Annotated in this window: 20 protein-coding genes; 10 read left to right on the top strand and 10 right to left on the bottom strand. The window is 70.3% G+C overall.

The genetic code is table 11. The features are described from left to right. Positions 1–88 precede the first annotated feature (88 nt). Entirely contained in the window at positions 89–664 is a 576-nt protein-coding gene (locus H4696_RS34625; RefSeq protein WP_086856874.1) for a hypothetical protein, read from the top strand. Here H4696_RS34625 and H4696_RS34620 read toward each other — a convergent pair. The 5 genes from H4696_RS34620 to H4696_RS34600 all read right to left on the bottom strand — a co-directional run bounded on the left by H4696_RS34620 (position 654) and on the right by H4696_RS34600 (position 6,411). Then, positions 654–1,124, bottom strand: a complete 471-nt coding sequence (locus H4696_RS34620; protein WP_225955877.1) for an SRPBCC family protein — start codon at positions 1,122–1,124, stop codon at positions 654–656. The two genes, H4696_RS34625 and H4696_RS34620, sit on opposite strands and share 11 nt — an antisense overlap. Before the next feature lie 241 nt (positions 1,125–1,365). After that, positions 1,366–3,681 (bottom strand): translocation/assembly module TamB domain-containing protein, encoded by a 2,316-nt coding sequence (locus H4696_RS34615; protein WP_086856876.1) that lies wholly within the window; start codon positions 3,679–3,681, stop codon positions 1,366–1,368. 54 nt (positions 3,682–3,735) lie between these two features. After that, positions 3,736–4,509 (bottom strand): amino acid ABC transporter ATP-binding protein, encoded by a 774-nt coding sequence (locus H4696_RS34610; RefSeq protein ID WP_086856877.1) that lies wholly within the window; start codon positions 4,507–4,509, stop codon positions 3,736–3,738. Next, a complete protein-coding gene (locus H4696_RS34605; protein WP_086856878.1) occupies positions 4,509–5,462 on the bottom strand; it encodes an amino acid ABC transporter permease in 954 nt (317 codons plus the stop codon). The genes H4696_RS34610 and H4696_RS34605 overlap by 1 nt, the downstream gene beginning before the upstream one ends. Positions 5,463–5,478: 16 nt before the next feature. After that, positions 5,479–6,411 (bottom strand): ABC transporter substrate-binding protein, encoded by a 933-nt coding sequence (locus H4696_RS34600; protein ID WP_192782687.1) that lies wholly within the window; start codon positions 6,409–6,411, stop codon positions 5,479–5,481. A 148-nt stretch (positions 6,412–6,559) separates the two neighbouring features. On the opposite strand from H4696_RS34600, the gene H4696_RS34595 reads away from it, so the two are divergent. From H4696_RS34595 to H4696_RS34585, 3 genes are read left to right on the top strand one after another with little or no spacing between them, the layout of a single operon-like run. Next, positions 6,560–8,218, top strand: coding sequence for a circularly permuted type 2 ATP-grasp protein (locus H4696_RS34595; RefSeq protein ID WP_086856879.1), 1,659 nt, complete (start codon positions 6,560–6,562; stop codon positions 8,216–8,218). A 10-nt stretch (positions 8,219–8,228) separates the two neighbouring features. Then, the gene (locus tag H4696_RS34590) at positions 8,229–9,176 is read left to right on the top strand and encodes an alpha-E domain-containing protein (protein WP_086856880.1); all 948 of its coding nucleotides are present in this window, start codon (positions 8,229–8,231) and stop codon (positions 9,174–9,176) included. Beyond that, on the top strand, positions 9,173–10,015 hold the full coding sequence (locus H4696_RS34585) for a transglutaminase family protein (protein WP_086856881.1): 843 nt from the start codon (positions 9,173–9,175) through the stop codon (positions 10,013–10,015). The genes H4696_RS34590 and H4696_RS34585 overlap by 4 nt, the downstream gene beginning before the upstream one ends. Positions 10,016–10,018: 3 nt before the next feature. On the opposite strand, the gene H4696_RS34580 is transcribed toward H4696_RS34585, so the two are convergent. The 3 genes from H4696_RS34580 to H4696_RS34570 all read right to left on the bottom strand — a co-directional run bounded on the left by H4696_RS34580 (position 10,019) and on the right by H4696_RS34570 (position 11,708). Next, positions 10,019–10,339: a hypothetical protein gene (locus H4696_RS34580; RefSeq protein WP_086856882.1), complete on the bottom strand. Its 321-nt coding sequence runs from the start codon at positions 10,337–10,339 to the stop codon at positions 10,019–10,021. Further along, entirely contained in the window at positions 10,339–10,602 is a 264-nt protein-coding gene (locus tag H4696_RS34575) for a hypothetical protein (RefSeq protein ID WP_086856883.1), read from the bottom strand. Before H4696_RS34575 ends, H4696_RS34580 begins: the two co-directional genes overlap by 1 nt. A 68-nt stretch (positions 10,603–10,670) precedes the next feature. Continuing rightward, positions 10,671–11,708 (bottom strand): saccharopine dehydrogenase family protein, encoded by a 1,038-nt coding sequence (locus H4696_RS34570; protein WP_086856884.1) that lies wholly within the window; start codon positions 11,706–11,708, stop codon positions 10,671–10,673. 85 nt (positions 11,709–11,793) lie between these two features. On the opposite strand from H4696_RS34570, the gene H4696_RS34565 reads away from it, so the two are divergent. Continuing rightward, a complete protein-coding gene (locus H4696_RS34565; protein WP_086856885.1) occupies positions 11,794–12,354 on the top strand; it encodes a TetR/AcrR family transcriptional regulator in 561 nt (186 codons plus the stop codon). Here the strand turns inward: H4696_RS34565 and H4696_RS34560 are convergent. Then, the gene (locus tag H4696_RS34560; RefSeq protein ID WP_169734840.1) at positions 12,351–13,772 is read right to left on the bottom strand and encodes a M20/M25/M40 family metallo-hydrolase; all 1,422 of its coding nucleotides are present in this window, start codon (positions 13,770–13,772) and stop codon (positions 12,351–12,353) included. The two genes, H4696_RS34565 and H4696_RS34560, sit on opposite strands and share 4 nt — an antisense overlap. A gap of 368 nt (positions 13,773–14,140) precedes the next feature. Here H4696_RS34560 and pdhA point away from each other — a divergent pair, with 368 nt between their 5' ends. The 5 genes from pdhA to H4696_RS34535 all read left to right on the top strand — a co-directional run bounded on the left by pdhA (position 14,141) and on the right by H4696_RS34535 (position 20,367). Continuing rightward, entirely contained in the window at positions 14,141–15,346 is a 1,206-nt protein-coding gene (gene pdhA / locus H4696_RS34555; RefSeq protein ID WP_086856887.1) for a pyruvate dehydrogenase (acetyl-transferring) E1 component subunit alpha, read from the top strand. Beyond that, positions 15,346–16,338, top strand: a complete 993-nt coding sequence (locus H4696_RS34550) for an alpha-ketoacid dehydrogenase subunit beta (RefSeq protein WP_086856888.1) — start codon at positions 15,346–15,348, stop codon at positions 16,336–16,338. The genes pdhA and H4696_RS34550 overlap by 1 nt, the downstream gene beginning before the upstream one ends. Before the next feature lie 16 nt (positions 16,339–16,354). Next, positions 16,355–17,689, top strand: coding sequence for a dihydrolipoamide acetyltransferase family protein (locus tag H4696_RS34545; RefSeq protein WP_086856889.1), 1,335 nt, complete (start codon positions 16,355–16,357; stop codon positions 17,687–17,689). Between the two features lie 123 nt (positions 17,690–17,812). Beyond that, positions 17,813–18,400, top strand: coding sequence for a TetR/AcrR family transcriptional regulator (locus H4696_RS34540; RefSeq protein WP_086856890.1), 588 nt, complete (start codon positions 17,813–17,815; stop codon positions 18,398–18,400). Positions 18,401–18,420: 20 nt separating this feature from the next. Continuing rightward, on the top strand, positions 18,421–20,367 hold the full coding sequence (locus H4696_RS34535) for an ABC transporter ATP-binding protein (protein WP_086856891.1): 1,947 nt from the start codon (positions 18,421–18,423) through the stop codon (positions 20,365–20,367). Here the strand turns inward: H4696_RS34535 and H4696_RS34530 are convergent. Further along, the gene (locus tag H4696_RS34530) at positions 20,324–21,655 is read right to left on the bottom strand and encodes a pentapeptide repeat-containing protein (protein WP_086856892.1); all 1,332 of its coding nucleotides are present in this window, start codon (positions 21,653–21,655) and stop codon (positions 20,324–20,326) included. The genes H4696_RS34535 and H4696_RS34530 overlap by 44 nt on opposite strands. Between the last annotated feature and the right edge of the window lie 44 nt (positions 21,656–21,699).

Genomic DNA, 21,699 nt, shown 5'->3' with positions numbered 1-21,699 from the left:
ATGAGAGAACAAACTCACCCCTCCGAGGTCACCCAGGCCGGTCGAAAAAGGACGCGCGAGCCGGTGAGCCGCCGCTTAGGCTCGGCTCATGACCCCCGTCCAGCCGGCCGGCGCCCTCACCCCCGAGGAGGCACGGCACCTGCAGGAGAACCTCCGGGAACCGGTGCGCCCGGGGCTGAGCGAAGCCGAACTCGACGACGTCGAGCGCCGGTTCGGCTTCCGCTTCGCCGCGGACCACCGCACGTTCCTGTCCGCCGGCGTCCCCATCGGCGACCGCTGGCCCGACTGGCGCTGCGGCAACCCCGAGCAGCTGCGCAAACGTTTGGCATGGCCGGTCGACGGCGTGCTGTACGACGTCGAGCACAACGGCTTCTGGCTCCCCGACTGGGGCACCCGCCCGGTCGGCCCGGAGGACGCGGTCCGCGAAGCCCGGCGGCGCCTGGCCGACGTGCCGCAGCTGGTGCCGGTGTGCGGGCACCGCTACTTGCCCGGCCTGGCGGGCACGGTCGGTTATCCGGTGCTGTCGGTGTACCAGACGGACATCATCGTCTACGGCAGCGACCTGCGTGATTACCTGAACCGCGAGTTCGCGACGGGCGGCATCTCGACGGCACCGCCGGACGGCCCCCGCTACATCCCGTTCTGGTCCCGCTTCATCGACTAGCTTCGGCGGCCCGCTTCAGCCGGGCCAGGGTGGTGGCGATGTTGGCCGCGTTGGCCTCGCCGCGGTGCCACACCCCGGTGACGGTCGACGTCGGCACCTTGAACCACGCCGGCCGCCGCTCCCACATGCTTTCGACGACGACGCAGCCGTCGTCCGTGGCTTCGAAGTCGTACTGCCACCGCGCGACGGGCAACCCGGCGACCGAGGTCACCTCGAACCCGAACCGCCGCCCGGGCTCGGCGTCGGTGATGGTCGAGAGCGTGCTCCAGCGCCGGAAGCCCCGCCGGTTGCGCCCGCGGAACTTCGCGCCGACGGCGGGCTCGGAGGAGCCGCCGACCCACCGGTGCCCGGCGTACTCCTCGGCGACCTCCGCCAGCTTCCCGGGGTCACTGACCAGGTCGTACACGGTTTCGGGCGCCGCGCCGATCTCGATCCGGCCGGTGGCGTCGGGTGCGTTCAAGGGGACCTCCGCGCTGAGGGACATACCGAGGGTATGTCAGCGACCGGTGTTAGGGAACTCCCATGGGGCTCGCCGGTCGGTGCCCGGCGTCGGTCGCGGGCCTGTGGATGCCGAACGGGTGATGTGGATGGCTTCGGCCGGAACGCCCGGATCGACCGGCATCGTCGTCCACCGCCGATAGACTGGACTGGGGACGCCCCCCGGAGAGGGTGGGGGCTGCTCGGGGTCGGGCTGGGTTCCCTCAGTTGTCCCGCCGCAGCATGCGGCTCACGCCCGCCGCCACCGTGGTTGCCAGGATCCAGCCCGACGCCGTGAAGCCCGCCGCCACCCAGTTGTCCGGGCCGTGCATGTACCACCTCGACTTGTTGCCGAAGTCCACGATCGGGACCAGCAGGTCCGCCGTGTAGATCACCGGGTTCCACTGCAGGCCCGTGTCCTGCTGGTTCACCACGCAGCGGCGGCCGTTCGCGATGATCTGGTGGGCCGGGTCCGAGTTCACCCAGTGGATGCAGTCGTCCGTGCCCAAGCCGAACCACAGGCTGCCCAGCACCAGCAGCATCAGCAGCCAGCCGAGGGCGCGGACCGGGCGGTAGCCGTAGCCGACCATCGAGCGCTGCAGCCAGCTCCACAGCCGGACGCCCGGGCCGAAGAACTTGAAGCCGCGGGCCAGGGCCTCGTACCGGAACTGCTGCTTGCGCAGGGCGACCGTCGACGCGTGCTCTTCGTTGCCCGCCGCGCGCAGCATGTGGGCCAGCTGGTCGTACGGGCCCGGCCGGTAACCGCGCATCGCTTTGCGCAACAGCTCGATGCGGTGGTCGAGGGCCTTGTCGTCGTCGAGGGGGATGCCGCGGGCCAGCGCGTCGTAGCGGAAGTCCTCCAGCTCGATGCCGCTGGACGCGGCCCAGAACTCGTCGTTGTCGGTCAGCGTTCCGCAGTGCGCGCGGCGCAGCACGATCCGGCCTTCCGGCGGCAAGTTGGGCGTCAGCGTGAACTCGTCCGCCGCGACGTCGCCCGCGTCGAGGGCCACGTGGAACGGCGGCAGCGAGCGCAGCTCCGAACCCCGCAGGTCCAAGCGCCGCGCGACCTGGGCGCCGTCCAGGTTGACGCCGCCCTCGGCGGTGAACGGGCGGCCGTTGTTGTCGCGGAGCGTCAGGTCGCGGCCGATCCGGCCGGTGCGGACGTCGAGCGAAAAACTGCTGGTCGCGCGCAGGCCCGGCTCCGTCAGGCGCGTGCCTGCCAGGTTGATCGAACCGCCGACCTCGACGCCTTGCAGGCGCAGGGTGCCGTGGATCGTGGCGTCCGTCAGCTGGAAGTTGCCCGCGATCTTGGACCGGCGGGCCGAGAACACGTCCCGGCCCGGGTGGCGGAACATCGAGTTCCACGCCAGGAAGTTGCCGCCGACCGTGACGTCCGCCAGCCGCAGCTGCCCCGCGGGCACCCGAAGGCTGGTCGCCTCGATGTCGCCGCCGATCTCGGTGCCGTCCAGGTGCAGCGCGCGGTCGTAGTACGGCTGCGACTTGCCGCGCTCGACCCGCACCTCGGCGCCGGCCAGCCGCAGCGAGCCGCCGATGCGGGCGTTGACCATGCGCAACGTCCCCAGCGCCTGAAGACCGTCCGAAAGCTCGACGTTGCCGTCGACGCGCAGGCGGTCGGCGACCAGCGCGGGCCGCGGGTCCAGGTACGGGTCGTTCGACTTCCACGCGTCGACGGCGATCGGCCCGTGCTGGGACACCGTCAGCTTCGCTTCACGCATGACGATGTCGCTGTCGACGGTGGCGCTCGGCAGGTACACGATCCCCGTCGCGGAGAAGCGCTTGCGCTGGCTGGCGGGCCCGTAGTTGTCGACTTCGCACAGCAGGCTGCCGCCGATGTGCAGGCCGTTGCCGTTGAGCGCGAAGCCGTCCGGGTTGTTCAGCGTGGCGCCGGAAAAGTTGACGTTACCGCCGGTCCGCAGGCCGGGGAGCCGGACTTCGCCGTTCGCGACCATCCGGTACGCAAGCAGCGCGCCGGTCAGCACGAGCCGGTCGGCGTGGATCGCCTTCCCGTGCGGGTGCGAGATGACGGTGCGGGTGAGCACCATCGACCCCTCGATCACCGCGTCGGTGAAGTTGACGGCGGCGTTCGGCATCCCGCGTTCGCGGTCGTCGCCGCGCTGGACGGTCGTCTCCTCGATCTCGCGGTCGGCGCCGTCGACCTGGACGACGCTGCGGATCAGCCGGACGTCGTTGCGGCTGCGCATGTTGCGGGCCTTGAGCCCGGGCAGCCAGCACTTGCGGAACACCAGCCCGAGCAAATTGGCTTCACGCACGTCCGGCGGGTGCTCGAACCGGCAGCGCTCGAACCGGAAGAGGTACTTGAGGTCCGCGGCGCGCAGGTCGAGCGTGCCGGTGATGTAGGCGTCCTCGACGTAGACGATCGGCGCGTTCGTGGCCTGACGCCGCCACCGCATCAGGCCCGCGTTGCCGGGTTTCAGTAGATCGGCGGCCTTGACCTCATAGCGGCGATCGGGAATACCGGCGAACGGGTCGAGAGGGGGCAGCGCGCTTTCGGTCGTCAAAATGGCAGCCCCCTCTGTCACCCGCTTTCAAAATAGCGAATCCGGACGGTTCAGTCAGGCGTTCGGGTTGAGCACCCGGGCGAGGAACGATTTGGTCCGCTCCTCGCGCGGACTCCCGATGACCTGGTCGGGCGGGCCCTCTTCGACGACGACGCCGCCGTCCATGAACAGGACCTTGTCCGCCACCTCGCGCGCGAACTGCATCTCGTGCGTGACGACGACCATGGTCATGCCGTCCTTGGCGAGCTGCTTCATCACGCCGAGGACGTCGCCGACGAGCTCCGGGTCCAGCGCGGACGTCGGCTCGTCGAACAGCATCAGCTTCGGCTGCATCGCCAGCGCCCGGGCGATCGCGACGCGCTGCTGCTGCCCGCCGGACAGCTGTGCCGGGTAGTTTTTCGCCTTGTCGCCGAGACCTACGCGGTCCAGCAGCTCCAGCGCGCGCTGGCGCACCTGGGCCTTCGGCTCGCGCCGAACCTGGATCGGCGCCTCCATGATGTTCTCGAGCGCCGTCATGTGCGGGAAGAGGTTGAAGCGCTGGAACACCATGCCGATGTCCTTGCGCTGGAACGCGACTTCCTTCTCCCGCAGCTCGTGCAGCTTGTCGCCGCGCTGCCGGTAGCCGACGAGCACACCGTCGACGTAGAGCCGGCCGGCGTCGATCTTCTCGAGGTGGTTGATGCAGCGCAGGAGCGTCGACTTGCCCGAGCCGGACGGCCCGATCAGGCAGAGCACCTCGCGCTCGTGCACCTCGAGGTCGATGCCCTTGAGGACGTCGACGCTGCCGAAGCTCTTGCAGATCTTCTGCGCGGAAACGACCGGAGTCATCAGACCTTCCCCCCTCCGCCGCTGGCCCCGGAGCCGAACCGGAAGCCCAGCATCCGGCCCGCCCACCTGGTCTTGTTCGCCTCACCCCGCGAGGTACCGCGCGCGAACCGCTTCTCGATCTGGATCTGGATCAGCGTCAGCACCGACGTCATGAACAGGTACCAGGCCCCGGCGGTGAGCAGCAGGGGCACGGTCTTGTAGTTCTGCGCGTAGATCGTCTGCACCGCGACCATCAGTTCGTAGTACCCGATGACGACGACCAGCGCCGTCGTCTTCAGCATGGAGATCGTCTCGTTGCCGGTCGGCGGGATGATCACCCGCATGGCCTGCGGGAGGATGATCCGCCGGAGCGTCTTCGTCCGGCTCATGCCGAGCGCGCTCGCCGCTTCCAGCTGACCGTCGTCGACCGACTGGATGCCGCCTCGCACGATCTCCGCCATGTACGCGGCTTCGTTGAGTCCGAGGCCGAGCAGCGACGCGGTGAACTGCGTGATCAGCTGGTTGGTGTCCCAGCTGACGAACTCGGGCCCGAACGGCACCCCGAGCCCGAGCCTGGGATAGGCCAGGGCTAGGAAGTTCCAGATGATCAGCTGCGTGATCAGCGGGGTTCCGCGGAACAGCCAGATGTACACCGCCGCCGCGCCCGAGGTCAGCGGGTTCGGCGAAAGCCGCATGACGGCCAGCAGGATGCCGCCGACGATCCCGATCAGCATCGAGATCACCGTCAGGATCAACGTGTTCTGCAGACCGCGCAGGATCCGGTCGTCGAAGAGGTAGTCCCCGACGACCGGCCACTGCAGCGCGTCGTTCGTGATCACGCTGCGGACCACGATGAACGCCACGAACAGGATGATCACGCCGGCCACCCAGCGCCCGTAGCGGCGCACCGGGACCGCCTTGATGGGCTCGGCGTCGATCGGCGCCTCGGGGAGAGGCGCTTCGGAGGAGCTCACGAACTCAGTCCTTAACTCAGGAAGCCGGGTTGATCTCCGACTTGGTGACCGCGCCGGTCGCGTTCAGACCCCACTTGTCCAGGATCTTCTTGTACGTGCCGTTGTCGATCAGCTTCTGGATCGCGCCCTGGACGGCCTTGCCGTAGTCGCCGCTGCCCTTCGGCAGCACGATGCCGTACGGCGCCGTGTCGTAGGGCGCGCCGACCGACTCGAGCTGGCCGTTGGTCTGCTTGACCGCGTAGTCGATCACCGGGGAGTCGGCGAGCTCACCCTGGACGCGCTTGGCGGTGAGGGCCAGGTTCACGTCGGTCTGGGCCTGCAGCTGCGTGACCTCGATGGCCGGCTTCCCGCCGCCGGTGCAGGCGGCGTTCTTCTTGTCGAGGTCCTCGACCTGCGTGGTGCCCTTCTGGACGGCGATCTTCTTGCCGCAGAGGTCGTCCACCTTGAGGCCGTCGGGGTTGCCCTTCAGCACGGCCAGCGAGGTGCCCGCGCTGTAGTACGAGATCATGTCGACCGACTGCAGCCGGTCGGCGTTGATGCTGAACGACGACATCCCCATCTCGTACTTCTTGGCGCTGATGCCGGGGATGATGCCGTCGAACGAGGAGTTCTGGAACTCCATCTGCACCCCGAGCACCTGGCCGATGGCGGTGCCGAGGTCGACGTCGAAGCCGGTCGCCTTGCCGCCGTCCTGGAACTCGTTCGGCGGGTAGCTCTGGTCCTGGCCGACCACGATCTTGCCGTCGCTCTTCACGGCGGCGGGCACCAGCGCGGCGAGCGCGTCGTCCTTCGCGACGGCGCCGGTGTCACCCGACGAAGCACCGGGCGCCGCGCTGCTGGACGCGACGCCACCCGCACCGCTGCCACCGGCACCGCAGGCCACGGTCAGGCCGACCAGGGCGAACGCAGGCAACAGGGCGAGCGCCTTGAGTTGGGTTCCTCGGGCCACGTCGTCACTCCTCGTAGTTCTCAGTTCGTGAGAGCACGCATATTGCCACTCATCCATACCAAAGCACAGCACTGTCGAGTTACAGCGACGTTTCGCACCGCGCCCACCGCTGTGCGAGTGTCGCGCACGAAGGGGCACGTGCGTCAGGATGTCGTTCATGAACGCCACCCCGCCCCGGCTGCCCCCGTCCGGTCGACGCGCGAGGAAGGCGGCGACCAGCCGGATCACCCGGCCGGGAGCACGGTTCGAGGGCTATCTCAGCCCGGAACGGCCGCATGCCGGCGCCTACGACGAGATGTTCGCCGGCGACGGCACGGTCCGCGGTCCGTACCGCGCGCTGTACGAGTCGATCGCGGCGCTCGACGCGCACGACCTGAACTCTCGCTCGGCCGCGCTGGACCGGGCGATGGTCGACCAGGGCATCACCTTTTCGCTGTCCGGGCAGGAGCGGCCGTTCCCGCTGGACCTGGTGCCGCGGGTGATCCAGGCCGCCGAGTGGACGAAGCTCGAGCGCGGCGTGGCCCAGCGCGTCCGCGCGCTCGAGGCGTTCCTCGCCGACGTCTACGGCGACCGGCAGATCCTGCGGGACGGCGTGCTGCCGCGGCGGCTGATCACGTCGTGCGAGCACTTCCGCCGGGAGGCCTACGGCATCACCCCGCCGAACGGCGTGCGCATCCACGTGTCCGGAGTGGACCTGGTGCGCGACGAAGAGGGCACGTTCCGGGTGCTGGAGGACAACCTCCGCAACCCGTCCGGGGTGTCGTACGTGATGGAGAACCGGCGCACGATGGCCCGGGTCTTCCCGGACCTGTTCGCGCAGCACCGGGTGCGCCCGGTCGGTGACTACGCGTCACACCTGCTGCGGGCGCTGCGCGCGGCGTCCGCGGCGAACGTGGCCGACCCGATGGTCGTCGTGCTCACCCCCGGCGTGCACAACTCGGCGTACTTCGAGCACTCGCTGCTGGCCCGGCTGATGGGTGTCGAGCTGGTCGAAGGCCGGGACATGTTCTGCCGTGACAACGTCGTCTACCTGCGGACCACCGAGGGCGAGCGCCAGGTCGACGTCATCTACCGGCGGATCGACGACGAGTTCCTCGATCCGGTGCACTACCGGCCGGACTCCGTGCTCGGCGTCGCCGGGATCCAGAACGCGGCGCGCGCGGGCAACGTCGTGGTCGCGAACGCCATCGGCAACGGCGTCGGCGACGACAAGCTCGTCTACACCTACGTGCCGGAGATGGTGAAGTACTACCTGAACGAGAAGCCGCTGCTGCCCAACGTGGACACCTTCCGGTGCTGGCTGCCGGACGAGTTCGACCACGTCATGGCGCACCTCGACGAACTGGTGGTCAAGCCGGTCGAGGGCTCCGGCGGCTACGGGATCGTGTTCGGGCCGGAGGCGACGAAAAAGGAACTGGACACCCTGCGGCGCAAGGTCCGCGCGCACCGGCGCGGCTGGATCGCGCAGCCGGTGGTCCAGCTTTCGACGGTGCCGGCCAAGGTGGACGACCGGCTCGCGCCGCGGCACGTCGACCTGCGGCCGTTCGCGGTCAACGACGGCAAGGAGATCTTCGTGCTGCCCGGCGGGCTGACCCGGGTGGCGCTGCCGGAGGGGAGCCTGGTCGTCAACTCCTCCCAGGGCGGCGGCTCGAAGGACACGTGGGTGCTGGCCTCCCGCGCGTCGACGGCCGAGCGGGAGCTGGAGCAGCCCGCGCTCGGCGCGATGTCCACTGTGGACGGCATGGTCGCCGAACAGGGGCCGGAGCTGACCTCGTCCCAGCAACAGCAACAGCAGCAACAGAGCTAGGGAGGTTCGAATGCTGGCACGCAACGCGGAGTCGCTGTACTGGATCGGCCGGTACGTCGAACGCGCCGACGACACCTCCCGCATCCTCAACGTCTCGGTCCACCAGCTGCTGGAGGACGCGACCGTCGACCCGGACCACGCGAGCCGCCAGCTCCTGGCCGTCCTGGGCATCGACACCCCGAACGGGGAAGCCCTCGACGTCTGGAAGCTGACCGAGCTGGTGGCGTACGCGAAGGACAACCCCGCGTCGATCGTCGGCTCGATCAACTCGGCGCGGGAGAACACCCGCGGCGCGCGCGAAGTCGTCTCGACCGAGCTGTGGGAATGCCTGAACGCGACGTGGAACGCGGTGCCGGACCGGCAGCGCTACGCGCGTCGCGCCGGGCCGCACGCGTTCCTGTCCTTCGTGGAGGAACGCGCGGCGATGTTCGCCGGCCTCGCCGACTCGACGATGTCGCGCGACGACGGCTGGCTGTTCATGGTGCTCGGCCGCTCGATCGAACGCGCCGACATGGTCGTGCGACTGCTGCTGTCCCGGGTCGCGGACCGCGCGTCCTCGCCGGGCTGGATCACGGTGCTCCGCTCGGCCGGCGCGCAGGACACGTACCTGCGGACGTACCGGGGCGCGCTGGACGCCGGCCGCGTCGTGCAGTTCCTGTTGCGGGACACGCTGTTCCCGCGCTCGGTGTTCCACGCGCTGCGCCAGGCCGAGGACTGCCTCCGGCGGCTCGACCCGGGCGGCGGCGCGCGCAGCAACGAGAAGTCCGAGGCACTGCGCGAACTCGGCCGGGCCCGCAGTGAGCTGGAGTTCCTCCGCCCATCGGACCTGCTGACCGACCTGCCGCGGCGGCTCGGGGCGTTGCAGACGTCGATCCGGGAGATCGGGGAAGCCGTGTCGTTGCAGTACTTCAGCACGTCGCCGTGGGTGGCGTGGAGCGGTGCGGAGGTTTCGCTGTGACGTGGCAGCTGCGCGTGGCGCACCGGACCGGCTACCGGTACGCGACCCCGGCGACGCAGTCCTACAACGAGGCCCGGCTCACCCCGCGTTCGGACCGCCGCCAGACGACGGTCGCGACGCGCATCGAGACCACGCCGGCGACCCGCGCCTACCGGTACACGGACTACTGGGGCACGGTCGTGACGTCGTTCGACCTCCACGCGCCGCACACCGAGTTCACAGTCCTCGCGACGTCGGTGGTCGAGACCGCGGACGAGGCCGAGCCGATCCGCTCGGCGACGTGGAAGGACCTGCGTTCCGACACGGTCGTCGACCACCGCACCGAGTACCTGACGCCGACCGACTACACCCCGCGCGACGTCACGCTGGCCCGCGAAGCCCGCGCGCTCCGGACGGGGCTGGATCCGGCGGACGCGGTGCTGGCGGTGTGCGAGTGGGTGAACAAGCAGCTCAAGTACCAGCCGGGCACGACGGGCGTCCACTCGACGGCGACCGACGCCTGGCAGGCGCGCGAAGGCGTCTGCCAGGACTTCGCGCACGTGACGCTGGTGATGCTGCGCGCGATCGGCATCCCGGCCCGGTACGTGTCGGGGTACCTGCACACGAAACCGGACGCGAAGCTCGGCGAGGTGGTGGAAGGCGAGTCCCACGCCTGGGTCGACGTCTGGACCGGCGGGTGGTGGGCGTACGACCCGACGAACGCGATCCCGGTCGGACCGCGGCACGTCTGGGTGGCGATGGGGCGGGACTACGCGGATGTGGCGCCGTTGAAGGGCATCTTCACCGGGGGTGGGCAGTCCACTTTGGACGTGTCAGTCCACCTGACGCGGCTCGCGTAGGGCTCAGCTCGCGGTCCGCTCGTCGAGCAGGCTCTTCAGGTGGTCGATGGTGGCGCGGACATCGTTCTCCCATCGCCGTGTTTCGCCGTCGCCCCGCGCGGCGTCGAGCTGGGCGAGCACCCACGTCCGGATCAACGCGGTCGGCTGCACACCCCGCTCGACGGCGAGGCTACGCAACTCTTCGATCCGGTCGACCGGGATGCGAACGCTGTAGACCGCGCTCGGCCGCTTCGACGGCTCGCGGTGCGGCACCCAGTCGACCTCGGCATCGGGATCGGCTTCGGCCGCCGCCGCGATCCGGCTGTCGATTTCCCTGTCCGCCATCATCGCACTCCCCGCAGTCCTCGGTAGGCCTGTCGAACCCGCTTGTCAGCCGGCCAGGCAGTCGCGACGTGCCAGACCCCGTCGGGCGGATCCCGGCCGATCAGCCGTCGCGGGTCGAACACCGCTTCCACCGCGTGCTCCGGCTCGATGTCGAGCGCACCTCGATAGCGCAGCGACCGCCGGAGATGCAGCTCATCGGGTACGTGCACCTCCTCCAACGGCAGGCGCTCGAGCGGTATCCCGTCGTAGATCTCGCCTTCCACGACGCCAACGTATTACAGCGTAATACGACCTCCCGATCGAGGCAATACCGTCGCGGTGGCCGCACGGCTCACAGCACGAAGGTCCCGCCCGCCGCTTCGGCCACCTCCGCGCCCAGCGCCGACGCCGGGGTGTGCGCGCCCGGCTTGCCCTCGCCGCGGGCCAGGCGGGCCGCGACCTCGGCCACCACCGCCGTCGTGAAGTCCATGCCCTCGCCGGCGCGGAGCCAGCCTTCGCGGGTCGTGCCGTCGGGCCAGGTGACGATCGCGTGGCCCCACGAGTGCGTGCGCGGTCGCGGGGCGGCCTTCGCCTGGACGCCGGCGAGCCGCCGGATCGCGAACCGGCGCAGGGCCGGGATCGACAGCACCCGGCCGAGCAGGGGGAGCACCGCGCGGACCACCGGTGACGAGGGCACGAGACCCGACGTGGCGGTGACCGACGGTGCCCCACTCGCCCGCTGGGCGGCCACCAGCTCGCCCGAGGGGCCGCTCGCCGACTTTGCCGTCTCCCCGTCCGGGAACGTGAGCGTCTGCGCGTTCGCGCCGAGCCGCGAGGGGACCAACCGGCCACCCCGGTACTCGCGGGCGCCGGTGGTCAGCGCGTCGACGATGCTGGCGGCCAGCGCGACACCCAGCGCCCCTGCTTCGATGGCGACCGACGCCACCGCGTCGACCCGCACCGCGCTCGGCGTCGGGCGCCCTTCGCAGAGCTTCGCGACGACGGCTTCCGTGGCCAGGACGCCGAAGCCGGCGCCGGTCACGAAGGTGCTCCCGCCGGCGAGCGCCTCTTCGTGCAGGTCGAGCAGCCGCGGGACGGCGACCAGGTCCGCGGCCAAGTCGACGTAGTGGCCGCCGGGCAGGCAGGCTCGCGCGATCGTCCCGGCCGTGGCGGCGTACCCGCCGATCGTGTTGACCACGACCGCCGGCCGCTGCCGCCGGATCTCGGCCGCGATGGCCTCGACGCCGTCGGCGACGACGAACTTCGCGCCGGTCGCCGCCAGGCGTTCGCGGTCGCGCCCTACCAGCACCGCCGGCAGTCCCCGGGCCGCCAGCTCGGCGGTGATCCCGCGGCCGGTCCGGCCCATGGCCCCGAGCACCCAGATCTCCATGACGTCCTCCAGTGATGTCTCAGTGTGTCATCACTGACGCTAGCACGTGACGACACACTGAGACATCACCAGTTAGACTGCGCTCGTGGCCAGATGGGATCCCGGGACCGCGGACCGGCTGCGGAAAGCCGCGCTGGAGCTGTACGCCGAGCACGGGTACGACGCCGTGACCGTCACGCAGATCGCGGAGCGCGCCGGGATCACCCGCCGCTCGTACTTCCGCTACTTCCCCGACAAGCGCGAAGTCCTCTTCGCCGGCTCGGAGCAGCTTCCGCCCGCCATCGCCGAAGCCGTCCTGGCCGCCGAGGACGCCGGGTCACCGCTGCGCACGGCTCTCGCGGCGCTCGCCGACGTCGGCACGCAGGTCACGCGGCTGGTCGACCCGTCACCCGAGCGCCGGGCCGTCATCGCGGCCACCGCGGAGCTCCAGGAGCGCGAGCGGACCAAGGGGGCCGCGATCACCGCCGCGCTCCGCGAAGCCCTCGAACGCCGGGGTACCCCGCCCGACCAGGCGAAAGCGGCGGCGCAGGTCGCGACGATCGTCTTCGGTGACGCGTTCGACCGGTGGATCGACGCGGCCGGGGAGCGGGACTTCCCGGCGTACCTGGAGACGGCCGCCGCGACCTTGCGCGAAGCCTGCCGCTAGCCGCGCGCGTGTGCGTCCAGGATGTGCGCGACGGCCTCGGTGACCTGCTGCGCGTAGTCCAGGTGCAGCCACTCGTCCGGGACGTGGATGTTCGAGTCCGACCCGCAGGCGCCGGTGACCAGGAACTGCGCCTCCGGGTACTTCCGCGAGAGCAGGCCCATGAACGGGATCGACCCGCCCATGCCGGTCGCGCGGTGCGGGCGGCCGAAGACCTCGTCGCTGACCGTCCGCAGGGCCGCCGTCAGCCACGGCGCCTCGCTCGGGGCGTTCCAGCCGTTCTCGGACTGCGGGTTGTCGCCGAAGGTGACCTTCGCGCCGTACGGGACGTCGGTGGTCAGGGCGTGCTTCACGGCTTCGAGCGCCTTCTCGGCGTCGGCCGTCGGCGGCAGCCGGAAGCTCAGGGTGAGCGTGGTGCTCTCGCGCAGGACGTTCCCCGCGTCGGCCGGCTTCGGGAAGCCGTCGGCGCCGATCACCGACAGCGTCGGGCGCCACGCGTTGTTGAGCATCAGCTCCAGCGCGTCTTCCGTGATCACGCGCCCGCCTTCGACCAGCGGGAACGCCTTCGCCAGCGCGTCCGGGAAGTCCTTCGAGACGGCTTCGAGCTCGGCCAGCCGGTCCGCCGGGACGTCGACCTTGAGCTCGTCGAGCAGCAGCTCGCCGGTCTCGCTGTCCTCGAGCCGCTCGATCAGGCGCCGCAGCACCCGGAACGAGCTGGCGACCACGCCCGAAGCGACGCCGGAGTGCTGCGCCGAGGCCAGCAGCTGCACGGTGACGTCGAGGTGCAGCATCCCGCGCAGGCTCGTGACCAGCCACAACCGCTCGTAGTCGCTGCCGCCGGCGTCCAGGCAGACGACCAGCGAGACGTCGCCGATCCGCTCCGCCAGGTGCTCGACGTAGGCGGGCAGGTCCGGGCTGCCGGACTCCTCGCCGGTCTCCAGCAGCACGACCGTGCGGGCGTGCTCGCCGCCGGCCGCGTGCACGGCTTCGAGCGCCGTCGTCGCCGCGTAGCCGGAGTAGCCGTCGTCGACGGACCCGCGGCCGTACAGCCGGCCGTCGCGGATCACCGGTGTCCACGGGCCGAGGCCCTCGGACCAGCCGCCGACCGGGGGCTGCTTGTCGAGGTGGCCGTACATCAGGACGGTGCCCTTGTCCGTCGCGCCCGGGGTCGCCGGGACGTCGACGAGCAGCAGGGGCGTGCGGTCTTCGAGCTGCACGACCTCGAGGGTGGCGCCGGGCAGGCCGCGCCCGGCGATCCACGCGCGGACGTGCTCGACGGCGGCGGCGAGGTGGCCGCTCTTCGCCCAGTCGGCGTCGAACGCCGGGGACAGCGCGGGGATCGCCACGAGCCCGGACAAACTGGGCACGACTTCGCCGGTCCAAGCGGACACGACGGATTCACGAACGGATTTCTGCTCCACGCCGCCATCGTGCCACGGGGCTACCGGCGTGCGGCACATCACAAGGTCGCCACCGGCCGTGCGGGAGCGCTCACCGACGGCGCAGTGATCACCCGGCCGTCCCAGGTGAACGCCCGGACCGATGCCCGACTCTCGCAGGTCCGATGCTCGGGCTTCCTAACGTTTGCCCTGTTCAGCGCCTATTTCTCAGCAACAAATAAGTATCCGTGACTCACCAAAGGGCGGACCATCGTGCCAGGATGTCCGCGTGAACCGTCAACGCCGACGGCGACCGAGCGCTTCGGACCCGATGCGCTGGTCCCCGCCGGTGCAGTCGCTGTGGTCGCCACAAGCGGCCGCCAGAGGCACCGACACGAGGAGTACTGCGCATGCCGTCCGAACAGTGGACGCACCCGGAACCCGGGGACGGGCCCGCCGCCGTGGCGGCCCAGCCCTCCCCGGAGCAGGTAATCGCCGGATTGCGAGCAACCAGCGAAGGTGGCGCTGAGCTGACTCAGCTGCTCACCCCCGAAGGCGAACGGGTGCCCTCGCCCCAGTTCGACAAGTACGTCGACGACATCGACGCCGAAGCCCTGCGCGGCCTGTACCGCGACATGGTGCTGGTGCGGCGGGCCGACCGCGAGGCCAACGCCATGCAGCGCCAGGGCCAGCTCGGCATCTGGGTCCCGCTGCTCGGCCAGGAAGCCGCGCAGATCGGCTCCGGCCGCGCCCTGCGGGCGAACGACATGGCCTTCCCCAGCTACCGCGAGCACGGCGTCGCGTTCGCGCGCGGGGTCGACATGAAGGACCTGCTCGGCATCTTCCGGTGCACCGACCACAGTGGCTGGGACTACCAGCGCCACGGCTTCCACCCTTACACGATCGTGATCGGCAACCAGGTGCTCAACGCCGCCGGTTACGCGATGGGCCAGAAGTTCGAGGGCAAGGTCGGCGACGACGACGGCGAAGCGACGATCGTCTACTTCGGAGACGGCGCGACCTCGCAGGGCGACGTCCACGAAGGATTCGTCTGGGCCGCGGTCTACGACGCGCCGCTGGTGTTCTTCTGCCAGAACAACCAGTGGGCGATCTCCGAGCCGACCGAGCGCCAGTCGCGCCTGCCGCTGTACCAGCGCGCCCGCGGCTACGGCTTCCCCGGCATCCGCGTCGACGGCAACGACGTCCTGGCCTGCCTCGCGGTGTCGCGCTGGGCGCTCGACGAGTGCCGCCACGGCAACGGCCCGGTGCTGATCGAGGCGTTCACCTACCGCATGGACGCGCACACCACGACCGACGACCCGACCCGCTACCGGCTCTCCGACGAGCTGGAGGAGTGGAAGCTGAAGGACCCGATCGAGCGCGTCCGGGCGTTCCTCGCCCGCGGTGGCGGCGCCGACCAGGCGTTCTTCGACGAGGTCCAGGCCGAAGCCGACGCGTTCGCGGCCGACCTGCGCGACTACACGTTCAACATGCCGGAACCGCCGCCGGACCGGATCTTCAGCAACGTCTACGCCGAGGGCAACCCGGTGCTGGAGGCGCAGCGCGAAGAGTTCCTGTCCTACCTCGACGGTTTCGCCTCGGCGGGTGAGCACTGATGACCGACCTCCAGAAACTCACCATCGGCAAGGCGCTCAACCTCGGCCTGCGCCGCGCGATGGAAGAAGACCCCAAGGTCCTGATCATGGGCGAGGACGTCGGCAAGCTCGGCGGCGTCTTCCGGATCACCGACGGCCTGCAGAAGGACTTCGGCGAGCAGCGCGTGCTGGACACGCCGCTCGCGGAGTCCGGCATCATCGGCACCGCGGTCGGCCTGGCCGTGCGCGGGTTCCGGCCGGTGTGCGAGATCCAGTTCGAGGGCTTCATCTTCCCCGGCTTCGACCAGATCTCCTCACAGCTGGCGAAGCTGCACTACCGGACGCAGGGCAAGGTCAAGATGCCCGTCGTGATCCGGGTGCCCTTCGGCGGCGGGATCGGCGCGGTCGAGCACCACTCGGAGTCGCCGGAGTCGCTGTTCGCGCACATCCCGGGCCTCAAGGTCGTGTCCATTTCGAACGCCGTCGACGCCTACTGGGGCATCCAGCAGGCGATCAAGTCGGACGACCCGATCCTGTTCTTCGAGCCCAAGCGGCTGTACCACTCGGGTGCGCTGCGCGCGGAGATCGACACCGCGGGCACGCCGGTCCCGGCGTTCACCTCGCAGGTGGTGCGCGAAGGCACGACCGCGACGGTCGTCGCGTACGGCCCTTCGGTGAAGGTCGCCCTCGACGCGGCCGCCGCGGCGGAGGACGAAGGCCACTCGCTCGAGGTCATCGACCTGCGCACGCTCTCGCCGCTGGACCTCGGCCCGGTGTTCGAGTCGGTGCGCAAGACCGGACGGCTGATCGCGCTGTCGGAAGCGCCGTCCGAGTCGTCGCTGACCTCGGAGATCGCGGCGCGCGTCCAGCAGGAGTGCTTCTACTCGCTGGAAGCGCCGGTCCTCCGGGTGACCGGGTTCGACACGCCGTACCCGCCGGCCAAGCTCGAGGAGCACTACCTCCCCGACCTGGACCGGGTGCTGCACGCCGTCGACCGCTCGCTCGCCTGGTAAGGGGGACCTCCGCGCAATGCCTACGTACAAAGAGTTCCCCTTGGCGGACACCGCCGAGGGGCTGACCGAAGCCGACATCCTGAACTGGCACGTGAAGCCGGGCGACACGGTGACCGTCAACCAGATCGTGGTCGAGATCGAGACCGCGAAGGCCGCCGTGGAACTGCCGATCCCGTGGGCCGGCGTCGTCACCCAGCTGCACGTCGAGCCGGGCCAGACGGTGGAGGTCGGCACGCCGATCCTCACCATCGACGTCGACCCCGGTGGCGCCGCCGCCCCCGCCCCGGCGGCCGCCGGGGCGGCTCCGGTCGAGGAAGAGGAGATGAAGCCGCTGGTCGGCTACGGCTCCAAGGCCGTGGTCACGCAGCGGCGGGCCCGCAAGGGCGCAGCTCCCGCTCCGGCTGCCGCCCCGGTCGCCGTCGCGGCTCCGCCGGCACCCGCTCCCGTGGCTCCGGCCGCTCCGCGCGGCGGGTACGTCCCGCTCGCGAAGCCCCCGGTGCGGAAGCTGGCGAAGGACCTCGGCGTCGACCTGCACGCGCTGACCGGCACCGCGTCCGGCGGCGTGATCACCCGCGAGGACGTCCAGCGCGCGGCCAACGGCTCGGCGGCCGCCCCGGTGGCGTCCACTGTGGACACCGGCTACGACCCGGCCACCCGCGAGCGGCGCGTGCCGGTCAAGGGCGTCCGCAAGATGACCGCGGCGGCGATGGTGCAGAGCGCGTACACCGCTCCGCACGTCACGGAGTTCCTGACCATCGACGTCACGCCGATGATGGAGTTCCGCGAGAAGCTGAAGAAGTCGCGGGAGTTCGCCGGGGTCAAGGTCACACCGCTGACGTTCGCCGCGAAGGCCGTGTGCCTGGCGGCGAAGCGCACCCCGGACATCAACGCGGTCTGGGACGAGGCGGCGCAGGAGATCGTCTACAAGGACTACGTGCACCTGGGCGTCGCGGCCGCCACGCCGCGCGGCCTGATCGTGCCGAAGGTCCGGGACGCCGACTCGCTGTCGCTCAAGGAGCTGGCGCAGGCGCTCACGACGTTGACCGAGGTCGCCCGCGAGGGCAAGACGTCGCCGGCGGACATGGCGAACGGCACGATCACGATCACCAACGTTGGTGTGTTCGGCGTCGACACCGGCACGCCGATCATCAACCCGGGCGAGTCCGCGATCCTGTGCCTCGGCGCGATCAAGGACCAGCCGTGGGTGGTGGACGGCGAGATCAAGGTCCGCAAGGTGCTCCAGCTGTCGCTGAGCTTCGACCACCGCGTGGTCGACGGCCAGCAGGGCTCGGAGTTCCTGGCCGACGTCGGCGCGCTGCTGGCCGACCCGGCGATGGCGATGACGTACTGAGTTTTCCCAGGTGAAGGCCGCTTTCGGGCGGCCTTCACTCTTACTCATTTGACGGAGTGAGTACTCACTCCGCACACTGGTGCCATGACACCAGCACCCGAAACCCGGCGGAGAGCGCCGGGCATGAGCGTCGAAGACCGGCGCGCCATGATCGTGCACGCGGTGCTGCCGCTCCTCATCGAGCACGGCGCCGGCGTCACGACCAGCCAGATCGCCCGTGCCGCCGGCATCGGCGAAGGCACCATCTTCCGCGCGTTCAAGGACAAGGACGAGCTGTTCGACGCCTGCACCGAGGAGGCGCTCAAGCCGGACCACGTCCTCGACGCGATCGCCGAGATCCCCGTCGGCCAGCCCCTTGAAGACCGGCTCGTCGAGGCCGCCGACGCGCTCGGCGCGCACCTCGAGCGGATGGGCGCGCTGATGGGCGCCCTGCACGCGTCCGGCCGCGTCCGGCACCGCGATCCCGAGCAGCGCCTCAAGGACCGCCGCACGCTGAAGGGCGGCCGCAGCGAGTCCATGGCCGCCATGCGCGGCGCGATCACCGAACTGTTCGAACCCGAGAAGGACCGGCTACGGCTGTCCCCCGAACAGCTGGCCGCGTTGTTCCTGACGCTGCTGTTCGGCGGCAGGCGGATGGCCCCGGTCGACGACCCCGCCACCACGCGCCAGGTGGTCGACGTCTTCCTGCACGGCGCCGTGGAGGCCAAGTGATCCCGGGCGGTGGGGGCGGGATGGAGTTCATGATGGCCCGCCGCGGCCGTCGACGGCACGCGACGACCGTGCCGGAGAGCGGGCTCACGGGCCCGGTCGACATCCCGGAACCGAAACCGGAAGACCAGCCCAAGGACCTGCGCTCGCGGCTGAAACGCGCGAAGACGTCCGTGGCGGGCACGGTCCGCGGCCTGCCGAAGGTCGCGAAGCTGACGTGGCAGGCGAGCCCGCCCCTGACGATCGTGCTGGCGCTGATCACGCTGCTGTCGGGCCTCCTGCCGACGGTGACGGCGTACGTCGCGAAGCTGCTGCTCGACTCCGTCGTCGCGGCGATCCAGGGCAAGGGCACCACGGGCGACATCGTCAACGTCGCGCTGTTCCAGTTCGCGGTGCTCGCCGCGACGGCGCTCAGCAGCGCAATGACGTCGATCGCGCAGGCCCTGCTGCAGGAGCGCATGACGCTGACCATCCGCCACCAGGTGATGGCGCACGCGAGCGAGCTGCACCTGGCGTACTTCGAGGGTTCGACGTCCTACGACATGCTTCGCCAGGCGGCGCAGGAAGCCCCGACGCGCCCGCTGTCGATGATGAACTCCGCGCTGGGCCTCGTCCGGACGCTGATCACGTTCGGCAGCATGGTCGCGCTGCTCGTCTCGATCAGCCCGCTGCTGGCGCTGGTGGCGCTGCTGGCGCCGATCCCGGCGTTCATCTCGCAGTCCAAGTACGGCTCGCGCGCGTTCTGGCTGACGTTCCTGATGTCGCCGATCAAGCGGCGGATGGACTACCTGTCTTCGCTGGTCACGACGGACACGTACGCCAAGGAGACGAAGCTGTTCGGCCTCGGCCCGTACTTCGTCGACCGCTTCCGCCGACTCGGCCTCGTGTCGTACGAGCGGCAGCGCAAGCTGACGATCAACCGCAACATCAGCTCGACGTCCTGGGGCCTGCTGAGCACGTTCGCGGGCTCGGCGATCGCGCTGTACATCGCACTGGAGGCGGTCGGCGGCCGGCTGACCCTGGGCGACCTCGCGCTGTACACGGCGGCGGCGACGTCCGTGCAGGCGTCGGTGTCCGGGCTGTTCACGGCGTTTTCGGGGATGTACGAGAACAATCTCTACCTGGACACGCTGTACCGCTTCCTGGACACGAAACCGGAGATCACGGCGCCTCCCGCGCCGCGCCCGATGCCGTCCACTGTGGACGGACACATCGAGTTCGACTCGGTGACGTTCGCCTACCCGGGCTCGGAGGAACCGGCCTTGGAGGACGTCAGCTTCGAGATCCGGCCGGGCGAGACGGTGGCGGTGGTGGGCCGCAACGGCGCGGGCAAGTCGACGCTGTTCAAGCTCCTGTGCCGGTTGTACGACCCGACCGCCGGCCGGATCCTCCTGGACGGCGTGGACATCCGCGAGTACGACCCGGTCGAGCTGCGCACGCGGATCAGCGCGATGTTCCAGGACTACGTGACGTACCAGGGAACCGCGGCGGAGAACATCGGCTTGGGTGATCTCTCGCGGCTGGAGGACCGGCCGCACATCGAGGCTTCGGCCCGCCGGGCGGGCGCGGACGAGCGCATCGAGCGCCTGCCATCCGGCTACGACAGCCCACTGGGCCGGTGGTTCGACCAGGGCGTCTCGCTGTCCGGTGGCGAGTGGCAGAAGATCGCGCTGGCCCGGGCGTTCCAGCGGGAGGCGCCGTTGTTGATCCTGGACGAGCCGACGTCGGCGTTGGACGCACAGGCCGAGCACGATTTGTTCTCGCGGCTGCGTCAGCTGTCCGAGGGGCGGACGACGTTGTACATCTCGCACCGGTTCTCGACGGTCCGGCAGGCGGAGCGGATCCTGCTGCTGGACCGGGGGAAGGTGGCGGAGTACGGCACGCACGAGGAGCTGATGGCGGCGAAGGCCGGGTACTCGGAGCTGTTCACGCTTCAGGCACGGGCGTACTTGGACGAGGTTCCGAGCTAGGGCGTCGGATGAACTTCGCGGGGATTTCGCTGTCCCCGCGGAGTTCGACGTTCCGCAGGTTCAGCCAGGGTTCAGCGTCGTCGAGCCCGCGCATCTCGACGGCCACGGTGTCGAGCACGCAGTCCCGGAGCCAGATCATCCGCTCGCGGTCGCTCCACAGCTCGAGCCGCAACCGGCCGCGGGCGAACCGCACGTCTTCGAAGACCAGCCGCGGGAAGCCGCCTTCGGACCCGAGCCAGCCGGCGTCGAGGTTCTCGAAGTCCACCTCGGTGTCCGCCAGTTGCATCTGCTCGAAGCGGACTTCGCCGGCTTCGATGCTCAGGTGCGTGAAGTCCAGGCGTTCGCACGCGACCCGGCAGCGGTAGAAGTCGGTCGCGCCCCCTCGGACGGTCGCACCGGACCAGCCGAGCTCCCGCCCGGCGAACTCGGCGCCGACGAACTCGATGCCGCCGTCGAAGGTCGTGCTGCCGAAGGTGGTGCGCTCGGCGGCGAAGCGGGTGCCGTGGCAGCTGAGGCCACCGCTGAAGCGCGCGCGGTCGAACGAGGCCAGCTCCCCGGTGAACTCCGCCCGGTCGAGGATCAGCCGGCCACGGAACCGGAGCCCGGAGAAGTCGGCGTTTTCGAACACGACCTCGGTGAAGTCGAAGTCGACCGGCTGCCGCCACCACAGGTTCCCGGACAGCCGGTCGCGGAACATCCGGAGGATCGCCTCGCGCACCGCGGACTCGCCGGGCGTCATGGTTTCGGGCTGGAGCCGCAGGTAGCCGCAGAGGACGTCGACGCAGACCTGGCGCTTGTCCACCCAGTCGTCGGCGAGCCCGGCGAGGGCGTAGACGCCGGTCAACCGCACCGCGGGACTGTCGTGGGCCAGCTGCTCGGCGGCGGCACCCAGGCGTTCGTTGAACCCTTGAACGGTCTCGCGCTCGGCCTTCTCGACGGCGAGGGCGTGCTCGTTCTCGGTGACCCGCTGCTTCCGGTAGTTGACGGCGAGCAGCACCACCCCGCCCAGCCCCGCGACCACGGACAGGGCGATCTTCAGCAGGTCGAGCAACTGGGTGACGTCGAAGGCGGCGGTGGTGGGCAGCCGCGGCCAGCCGAGGAACCAGAGCAGCCCACCCCCGGTTCCGCTGGCGACGATCAACGCGATCGCCAACCAGACGAGCACGGACGCGGCGATCCCGGCTCTCACCTGCGGAAACGCCGGAAGTTTCAGCCGTCGACGCCCGGCCAGCGCTACGCCGCCGAGCACCGCGAGCGCGATCAGGAGCCAGCGGAACCAGTCGGGCACGAAGGGTGAGACTAGCCGGTGGGTTTCGGCCGCGGGAGCAAAAC

Source organism: Amycolatopsis lexingtonensis (assembly GCF_014873755.1).
GTDB classification, from domain to species: Bacteria; Actinomycetota; Actinomycetes; order Mycobacteriales; family Pseudonocardiaceae; genus Amycolatopsis; species Amycolatopsis lexingtonensis.
This window is presented reverse-complemented; position numbering and strand designations above follow the sequence as displayed.

What these genes read in the sequence shown, in the direction of transcription:
- H4696_RS34625 (WP_086856874.1), top strand. Translation starts at nt 89, where the DNA reads ATGACCCCCGTCCAGCCGGCCGGCGCCCTCACCCCCGAGGAGGCACGG.
- H4696_RS34610 (WP_086856877.1), bottom strand. Translation starts at nt 4,509, where the DNA reads ATGACTCCGGTCGTTTCCGCGCAGAAGATCTGCAAGAGCTTCGGCAGC.
- H4696_RS34595 (WP_086856879.1), top strand. Translation starts at nt 6,560, where the DNA reads ATGTCGTTCATGAACGCCACCCCGCCCCGGCTGCCCCCGTCCGGTCGA.
- H4696_RS34590 (WP_086856880.1), top strand. Translation starts at nt 8,229, where the DNA reads ATGCTGGCACGCAACGCGGAGTCGCTGTACTGGATCGGCCGGTACGTC.
- H4696_RS34580 (WP_086856882.1), bottom strand. Translation starts at nt 10,339, where the DNA reads ATGGCGGACAGGGAAATCGACAGCCGGATCGCGGCGGCGGCCGAAGCC.
- H4696_RS34570 (WP_086856884.1), bottom strand. Translation starts at nt 11,708, where the DNA reads ATGGAGATCTGGGTGCTCGGGGCCATGGGCCGGACCGGCCGCGGGATC.
- pdhA (WP_086856887.1), top strand. Translation starts at nt 14,141, where the DNA reads ATGCCGTCCGAACAGTGGACGCACCCGGAACCCGGGGACGGGCCCGCC.
- H4696_RS34550 (WP_086856888.1), top strand. Translation starts at nt 15,346, where the DNA reads ATGACCGACCTCCAGAAACTCACCATCGGCAAGGCGCTCAACCTCGGC.
- H4696_RS34545 (WP_086856889.1), top strand. Translation starts at nt 16,355, where the DNA reads ATGCCTACGTACAAAGAGTTCCCCTTGGCGGACACCGCCGAGGGGCTG.
- H4696_RS34540 (WP_086856890.1), top strand. Translation starts at nt 17,813, where the DNA reads ATGAGCGTCGAAGACCGGCGCGCCATGATCGTGCACGCGGTGCTGCCG.
- H4696_RS34535 (WP_086856891.1), top strand. Translation starts at nt 18,421, where the DNA reads ATGGAGTTCATGATGGCCCGCCGCGGCCGTCGACGGCACGCGACGACC.